At 37.4% G+C, this 8,239-nt stretch carries 7 protein-coding genes and 1 pseudogene; 1 reads left to right on the top strand and 7 read right to left on the bottom strand.

The features are described 5' to 3' along the window. Positions 1 to 101 precede the first annotated feature (101 nt). The 3 genes from KPC_RS15690 to KPC_RS15680 all read right to left on the bottom strand — a co-directional run bounded on the left by KPC_RS15690 (position 102) and on the right by KPC_RS15680 (position 5,155). Positions 102 to 2,501, bottom strand: coding sequence for a glucose/quinate/shikimate family membrane-bound PQQ-dependent dehydrogenase (locus KPC_RS15690; protein ID WP_121975295.1), 2,400 nt, complete (start codon positions 2,499 to 2,501; stop codon positions 102 to 104). A 164-nt stretch (positions 2,502 to 2,665) separates the two neighbouring features. Beyond that, entirely contained in the window at positions 2,666 to 3,913 is a 1,248-nt protein-coding gene (locus tag KPC_RS15685) for a carbohydrate porin (protein WP_121975294.1), read from the bottom strand. 123 nt (positions 3,914 to 4,036) lie between these two features. Further along, the gene (locus KPC_RS15680) at positions 4,037 to 5,155 is read right to left on the bottom strand and encodes a CaiB/BaiF CoA transferase family protein (protein ID WP_121975293.1); all 1,119 of its coding nucleotides are present in this window, start codon (positions 5,153 to 5,155) and stop codon (positions 4,037 to 4,039) included. A gap of 210 nt (positions 5,156 to 5,365) precedes the next feature. Between KPC_RS15680 and KPC_RS15675 the strand changes: the two genes are divergently transcribed. Further along, positions 5,366 to 6,376, top strand: a complete 1,011-nt coding sequence (locus KPC_RS15675) for an AraC family transcriptional regulator (RefSeq protein ID WP_121975292.1) — start codon at positions 5,366 to 5,368, stop codon at positions 6,374 to 6,376. Positions 6,377 to 6,631: 255 nt separating this feature from the next. On the opposite strand, the gene KPC_RS15670 is transcribed toward KPC_RS15675, so the two are convergent. The 4 genes and pseudogenes from KPC_RS15670 to KPC_RS15655 all read right to left on the bottom strand — a co-directional run. Next, positions 6,632 to 7,126 (bottom strand): tetratricopeptide repeat protein, encoded by a 495-nt coding sequence (locus KPC_RS15670; protein ID WP_121975291.1) that lies wholly within the window; start codon positions 7,124 to 7,126, stop codon positions 6,632 to 6,634. Then, complete coding sequence (locus KPC_RS15665) at positions 7,123 to 7,374, bottom strand: hypothetical protein (protein ID WP_121975290.1); 252 nt, start codon at positions 7,372 to 7,374, stop codon at positions 7,123 to 7,125. Before KPC_RS15665 ends, KPC_RS15670 begins: the two co-directional genes overlap by 4 nt. 7 nt (positions 7,375 to 7,381) lie before the next feature. Continuing rightward, entirely contained in the window at positions 7,382 to 7,912 is a 531-nt protein-coding gene (locus KPC_RS15660) for a hypothetical protein (protein ID WP_121975289.1), read from the bottom strand. Between the two features lie 7 nt (positions 7,913 to 7,919). After that, a pseudogene (locus KPC_RS15655) lies at positions 7,920 to 8,239 on the bottom strand (hypothetical protein); the annotation flags it as partial.

The raw sequence follows: 8,239 nt of genomic DNA, 5'->3' as shown, positions 1-8,239 counted from the left end.
TTATCAAACTCTGTGTTTATTATTCAATGCACCTCAAAATATAAGCATGATCAATAAAAAAACCAGTAGATGAACTACTGGTTTTTTAAGCTTATAGTGACTTATTTTTTATCTGGAAGTGCATATGCAACCAGATAATCACCCATCTTGGTACCAAATGAGCCATGACCACCTGCCATAATCACAACGTACTGTTTACCATTGCTTTCATAAGTCATCGGAGTAGCCTGACCACCAGCTGGTAGACGACCTTTCCAGAGTTCATCACCATTCGTGACATTGATTGCACGAATATAATCATCTTGAGTTGCTCCCAAGAACATCACATTACCAGCTGTCGAAATTGAACCACCCAGCATTGGTACACCCATTTTAAATGGAGGTAACGGGATACCTGGCATACTATCGCGGATCGTACCGATACGGCGTTTCCACACAACATCATGCGTTTTTAAATCTACACCAGTGACATAGCCCCAGGCAGGTTGTTTACATGGTAAGCCAAATGGTGACAAAAACGCACTGATTTCAACACCATAAGGTGTGCCGTACATTGGTTGAACGCCTTGTTCAGTCCCTGCACCTTTAGCCGTTTGTGGACGATTTGGATCTGCTGGAATGAGTTTAGATACAAATGGCAAGCCAATTGGATTCATCACTGCGATTTGACGGTCAGGGTTAACTGACATACCGCCCCATTCAAACACCCCTAAATTACCAGGGAAAACCAACGTGCCATTTTCAGATGGTGGTGTATAAATACCATCATAATTCAAACGTTTAAATGAAATACGACACATCATTTGGTCAAACATCGTCGCACCCCACATTTGTTTATCTGTCAATTTATCTTTAGGCGCTAAATTGAAATCAGAAAACGGTTGTGTAGGAGAATAATGTTCACCCTTGGTTTGTGGACCACGTTTAACTGTTTGAGGAACTGCTCTTTCTGTAATCGGAATAATAGCTTTACCGTTACGGCGATCCAGTACAAAAGCATTACCTGTTTTGGTTAACACATAAATTGCAGGAACTTTTTGACCATTTACATCAATATCAGCTAATGATGGTTGAGCAGGTACATCCATATCCCACAAGTCATGATGAGTAGTCTGGAAGTTCCAGACTAACTTACCTGTACTTGCATTAATTGCCAACATCGAGTTTGCATAGCGTTCTTTAAGTTCAGAACGATCACCACCCCAGATATCAGGAGTACCAACACCTGTTGGAACATACACAATATCCAGTTTTGCATCATAAGCTAAAGGTGCCCATGCATTTGGCGAGTTATTTACAAATTTTTGTCCTGGTGCTGGAATCGCATTTGGATTTTCTGCACCAGTGTCAAATACCCAAAGTAAAGCACCAGTGTTAACATCGTAACCACGAATCACACCAGAAGGTTCTTTATTTGAGAAATTATCTGTAGTTGAACCACCCAGAATAATAGTTGTACCTGTAACAACTGGAGGAGAAGTCGGGATATAACCACCTGGATAAGGATAAGGCATGTCTTTTTGTAAATCGACTTCACCATTATGCCCAAAATCAGAACATGCTTTACCAGTATCTGCATTTACAGCAACTAAACGACCATCATTTACAGGTAAAATAACCTTACGCGGACATTCGGTTGAAGTTGATTTTTTATTTTGTAAACTCGCTTCAAAACCAGCAGTATTACTTGCATCGAAATAAGATACACCACGGCATGTCAAATGCTGATAAGTATTATCTGCTTTTAACTTCGGATCATATACCCATTTTTCTTTACCTGTTGCAGGATCTAGAGCAACAAGCTTCTGGTGAGTTGTACAAATATACATATTGTCACCCACTTTAATTGGAGTGACCTGATTGGTAGTTTCACCTGAATCGTTGGCGGTTTTCATTTCACCAGTACGATAAGTCCAGGCAACTTTCAAATCCTTGACATTTTGCTCATTGATCTGATTTAAAGGTGAATAGCGAATACCTGCTTGAGTACGTCCATAAGCAGGCCAATCAGCATCAGCTACTCCAGTATTACCTTCATGCGTTTCAGGTTGAGCCGTCTTTAATGTTCCCTTGATTTCCTGAGGATCATTAAAGACAGAATAGATCATCACCAAAATAGTAATTGCAAGAGAACCTGCCAATGCAAGTTTTGCGCCTTTTGCATTTGTAATTCCACGAGTCACTGCTGGGATAAGGAGGACTAATCCCCACACTCCCAGAATATCCAAGCGTGGTGCAAGTGCAAAAAAGTCAGAACCAACTTCCCATAATCCCCAGATCACACTGAAGAGAACGAGTATGGCATATACATATAAAGCAGAACTTTTTAAACGGCGGAGTAAAACGGCTGTAACTAAAAAGAGAATCCCTGCAAGGATATAATACAGAGACCCGCCTAAAGCAGCTAACCATATACCACCGATCAGCAGAAATAGACCAAATATAGCCGAAATAATGACTGTAAATGTTCTAAATCCTGAACCTGAAGATGGAGTAGTCATAGATACCACCTGATATTTCTGGATTTCAAGAACACTCAAAACCCTTTTATAAAGGGTTTGAGCAATTTATTGACTTTTAACTTAAGTAGATTGAATACAAACACTAATTTTTGTGTTTTTTTCTTCTCCAGCTCGAGAAGTATTCAAACGTGTTAAGTTAAAAACTAGAATGCTGTGACAAGTTTAATACCACCAACCCAAACATTTTCACCACGATGGTCATAAGCACCAACATTGCGGACATATTGAATATTTGGACGGACAGTTAACCAGTTTGTTGCATGAACGCCATAATAAATTTCAGCGTTATATTCACTATCTAAATTTTTATTCACATCATCATTGGCTTCAATGCGTGCTAAACCAACCCCGATATCATCTTTAGGACGGGCATCGAAAGGTCCTTTATAGACCAAGCCAATATTTTGCATGTTTTTGACACTATTAGTTTTTGAATCATGTACGGTTACATTGATAAAACCAGTTAAACCGCGATTTACATCACCCTTATGTGCTGTCAACTGCTGTTTAAGGACAATCCACCCCCCCTGTTTATGATCAGTTTCAGTCTTGTTTTTTATTTCTTCTGCATCGGCTGTACTATAATAATATCCTGCACGGTACTCTCCAGGTAGCGCACCTTGTCCAAGATCCAACTTGGGCTGCCATACCACCTCAAGTGGAATGATTGCACCTTTGGAACCATCAGTACTCATGTTCCAGCCTTTTCCACGCTTTAAATTTTCCGGGTTATATTCATAAACTCCGACTTGCGCAAAAACTTCTGGGGTAACATTATATTTAACACGTGCTGCCCACTGACTGACTGGCCAGTTATACCATTGATCACCCACCCAGTTCCCGACTTGAGAACCACATAGAGCCAGGTTTTGGAAATCGCAGTCAAAACTATTGAAATCTTCACCTTCCCCAAAACGACCGACTTTCACATCCAGTTTTTGGTCAAGAAATTTTTTCTTGATCCAGAAATCAGTCAAACGCCAAGTCTGTCCACGCCCCCAGATTTCCTGAGTAGAACTTAAATGACCTGCCAAGGCTTCAGAACGTTGAGATAATGAACGACCATTACGCTCAGTCACTGTAATCTGTGCTTCGGTATCTTTCCAACCTGCAATTTTTTCCAGATCCAGATGAGCGCCTAAAACAAATTGATCAGCATATTGAGTAGGATGCCCTGAATGATATTTTGCATCCCACTGATTGGCTAACTCTCCAGTATAACCAAAATTAAAGTCATAACCTTTTTGCTGTAATGCGGTACGTTCTCCATTCCAGTCCCCGAACATCCAGGGACTTTGTGGATCAAATGCACCTGCGGCATTTGTTTGAGTTCCACATCCGAGTAATACGAGACTGATACAGAGATTTAAGCGGCTTCTTAAATCCTTCATAATGGACAACCTATATATATTTTTTGTATTAGTTATATATTACTCTCGTTTTTTTTGAAACATTTCATATATTTTGTTACTTTATTGATATATATAATATTTAACAGAAAATATATGATAAATTTACCATTTTCCTTGCCCTAAAGCCTGCCCAATATAATCATATTTTATAACTGATCTTGAAAATTTAATCGGACAAGCCAATTGAGATTCAGTTTGTTCACCACCAGCTTGTAAAGGCACATCCACTACCCAATGACGTTCGTTGGCTAAATCTGAATTCAATGCTTCCTCAAGCAATAAAACCGGTTCAACACAAACATCAATGTCCATAAATATCTGCTTCCACTGATCAAATGTTTGGGTCTTAAATTTTTCAGCCAAAGCAAGTTTCACCATTTGACGATCTTCTGGATCAAATGAAGCCCCCTTTTCAAGCAAGATCGGCAATTCGAGTGCTACCGACAACCCAGACATAAATTGTGGCTCTAAGCTACCTACAGAAAAGTAACGACCATCCTTGGTTTCATAATAATCATAGAATGTTCCACCATTTAAATGTTCTTGTTCCACTCTCTGCTTCTGACCACCTGCCAGACTCGCCGCCGCCGCCATATTGTTTAATCCAACCACACAATCAGTCATTGAAATATCAATATATTGTCCAAGCCCACTCTGCTGGCGCTCAATGACTGCAGATAAAATGCCAATCACGGCATGCATTGAACCACCAGCAACATCCGCAATCTGTACCCCCATAGGAGGAGGTCCATTTATCTTACGGCCACTATGTCCTGCAATACCCGACAGTGAAATATAATTAATATCATGACCGGCCTTATCTTTATAACTACCCGTTTGTCCATAACCTGTAATCGAACAATAAATTAAACGCGGATTTATTTCTGATAATGTCTGATAATCGAGTCCTAAACGTTGCATTACACCTGGGCGAAACTGCTCTACGACAATATCGTAATCTGATATTTTTTGTTTAATCAGTTCAATGTTTTGCGGATCTTTTAAGTCTAGTGCAATAGATTGTTTATTACGGTTTAGATAGCTATGCGAAGTTGCCTGACCATTGGCATATGGAGGAAGTAAACGAATAAGGTCTGGACGTGTTGGCGACTCGATATGCACCACCTCAGCGCCAAGATCAGCGAGATACATTGTTGCAAAAGGTCCAGGTAACAAAGTTGAAAAATCCAGTACTTTCAATCCATTTAAAGTGCCTGTCATGATTATTTTTACCAATATTATGTTGATTATTCACTTATAATAGAAATATAAAAGAGATAAAACAATGTCATGTTCAGCCATTTACCTTGATCATTTCGGCAATTTATGATGTAAAAAGAGCATTTACTCTATAGTAAATTGCCAATTTATATTTTTTCTGCGTCATTTAGGTCAATGCTAGTGAACATAAAAGAGACTGAAGGATTAAACATGAGTCGTGATACGATCAGTATCCATTTCGTGAATGCAGCCTTAACAGGCGTTAAGCGTCTAGGCATGGATGTCGAAACATTACTTTCACACGTTGGCATCGAAGCGGAACTACTCCGCCAACCTAAAGCGCGTATATCTCCCGAACAATACACCCGCTTTGTGAAAATGCTGTGGATGGTAACACAGGATGAACACGTTGGTTTTGATATCCAGCCACGTCGTTTGGGCACTTTTGCCATTATGTGTCAGTTGATTATTCATGCAAAAACACTTGGAGATGCTTTAGAGCTCTCTTCACAGTTCTATAAGTTATTTGGTGATGAATGGTCGGTATCTCTGGAACGTGATAAACATGAGGCGCGTCTTGTTCCTCTTATTCCACGAACAATGGATCCAGACCACTTTATTACTGAAAGCATGCTAATGATCTGGCATGGTTTGGCATCATGGTTAATTGAGCGTCGCATCCCACTGGAACGTGTTCACTTTGGTTACCCACGTCCAGCGCATGCAGATGAATATGATGCACTGTTCTTTGCTCCTGTGATGCAATTTGACATGCCTCGTACAGAAATTACTTTTGCAGCGGATTATCTGGATTTGCCTTTGCGTCAAGATGAAACTGGTCTGGAAGAGTTTTTAAAAGCAGCGCCTGCCCAGTTATTGGTTAAATTTAAAAATACCAACTCACTCACTTCTCGTATTCGTGAAGTGTTAAAGAGCCAGATTGGCGAGGAAATGCCTACATTAAACGATGTTGCTTCAATGTTATATCTTTCTCCACAAACTTTACGTCGCCGTTTAGCTGCTGAAGGCAAAAGTTATCAGGGAGTTAAAGATGCTTTACGCCGTGATGCTGCCATCCATTTACTGTTAAACCCTGATTTGACTCTGGAAGATGTCGCACAACAGGTTGGTTTTAGCGAAACTTCAACTTTCCACCGTGCATTTAAAAAATGGACAGGAGTAACTCCTGGTCTATATCGCCAGTTACATGGTTATCATTAAAGCTTAAAGATAATAATTCATCCCTCTTTATTTATAATTCATCGGGGGATGAATTATTATTCTTTTTAAAAAAAAATTATATAAAAACATACAGAAACTTTTTATAATATTCTATAAATTATCAAAAGCTAATACTTGTTAAAACAAATTAGGATTTTTTGAGAATTAAGAAACTTTCCTTATTTACTTAAGCCGTTACCATACATTTTGTATATGTCTATATCCTGCGCACTTTAATAATAAAATTTCCAACCATTATTTCTTGATCTGCTTTAATACCCTAAATGGCACTTTGTTTAATAGACCATCTCTTTTCATATTTTCATAGTAAACAGAATAGTATTTTTTTGCTTGTTGGACATTACCTAAGGCTAGGTATACATCGGCAATATTTAAATATGCTACTGTCCGTTTAGGATCAAGTTTAATGACATCCTGCAATATTTCTAAAGGTGGCTTGAATGCACCTAATTTATATAAATAAAAGGCAAAATCATTTATATCTCTAATATCTTGTTTGTTGTACGGCGTATACACACATTTGAAATTATCAACTATTTCCTTGATATTTTCCTTTGAGGCATCTTCTTTAGTGTACCCTTTGATGCATTCGACTGGTGGGAAAATTATAGAATCGACACCTGCGCGACCACCACCTACATCATGATTCCAAATAGGAGTTGAACTATTAGGCTTCCATTGTCCACCACATAATCCTGATACCATTGTAGGAATAACATCAATAATCACATTTTTTTTTGATCAATGATTGCACAGTAACTTTCATTTTCATTTGAGATAGGAACAGCGGAGTAATTAAAGTGATTTTTCCTAAATATATTTTCAGTTGGTTCGCCGTCCATTTTAAAGTCTTTTTCTTCATTCAAATCTAGTTCTGAGCAATTTTTATAACTTAAAAGTTTGTTGTCTGCTGCGAATGAACTTTGAGAAATTAAAAGACTTAAAAGGCAAACACTTAAAAAGAATGTATTTTTCATTGTCTTTTCATTTGTAATTTATATCTAACCACTTCTTAATAGATAATATATCTTTAAACTTATAATGGATTCGTCCTTCTGCAAGGCCTTCAAATCCTTCTGAATCTTCACCAAGTATTTTAGTAATATCTTTTAAAGTTAACTTGTGGTTAATTTTTTTTATTTCATATAGGTTTACATTATAATTATTCCCCTCCATTTGTGGGGTGCAACAATAATAAGCTGAATTAATTGTGATTAATATGGGCGTTTTAGAAGACTTTGAACGATAAATACTAACAGCTTTGACTTCTGGTATTTCTTTTGCTGCAAAATCCTCAGATTTTTGAATAAAAAGTTTTTGGTCTGAATTAATTAAATAATTGTTGAGGTATGCGCCGTTTTCTAAATAACAAATTTCAGTGTGAAATTTATAGTCATTTTTTTTAAAAATTGACAAATTAGTAGTTTCTTTATTTTCGCATTTATCTTCAGCGAATGAACTTTGAGATAATAAAATATTTAAAAGGCAAATACTTAAAAAGAATGTATTTTTCATTGTTTTCTCATTTGTAATTTTTATCTAACCATTTTTTGATTGATGCAATATCTTTAAATTTAAAAATAGATTTTTCTCTTACATCAGTTTGTCCTTCGAATCCATCAGCATAATCCCCTAAAACGTAGGTATATGATTTAAGTTTTAATTTTCCTTTGTTATTCTGGATTTGATATAAATCGACCTGATAATTCTTTCCTTCTGGACGAGGATAACAACAGTTATATTGGCTATGTAAAGTAATCAAAATAGGGGGCTTAGTTTTATTTTTATTGTATACACTAACAGCTTCTAAAATAGTTGGTTCATAACCGCCTTGTTCAAACT

Origin of the sequence: Acinetobacter stercoris (assembly GCF_900323515.1) — a bacterium.
Taxonomy (GTDB): domain Bacteria; phylum Pseudomonadota; class Gammaproteobacteria; order Pseudomonadales; family Moraxellaceae; genus Acinetobacter; species Acinetobacter stercoris.
Note: the sequence above shows the minus strand (reverse complement) of the source record. Positions and strands in the feature narration are given on the sequence as shown.

Excerpts from the sequence above, each read along its gene's own strand:
- KPC_RS15680 (WP_121975293.1), bottom strand. The coding sequence starts at position 5,155 with ATGACAGGCACTTTAAATGGATTGAAAGTACTGGATTTTTCAACTTTG.
- KPC_RS15660 (WP_121975289.1), bottom strand. The coding sequence starts at position 7,912 with ATGAAAAATACATTCTTTTTAAGTATTTGCCTTTTAAATATTTTATTA.
- KPC_RS15685 (WP_121975294.1), bottom strand. The coding sequence starts at position 3,913 with ATGAAGGATTTAAGAAGCCGCTTAAATCTCTGTATCAGTCTCGTATTA.
- KPC_RS15665 (WP_121975290.1), bottom strand. The coding sequence starts at position 7,374 with ATGAAAAATACATTCTTTTTAAGTGTTTGCCTTTTAAGTCTTTTAATT.
- KPC_RS15675 (WP_121975292.1), top strand. The coding sequence starts at position 5,366 with ATGAGTCGTGATACGATCAGTATCCATTTCGTGAATGCAGCCTTAACA.
- KPC_RS15690 (WP_121975295.1), bottom strand. The coding sequence starts at position 2,501 with ATGACTACTCCATCTTCAGGTTCAGGATTTAGAACATTTACAGTCATT.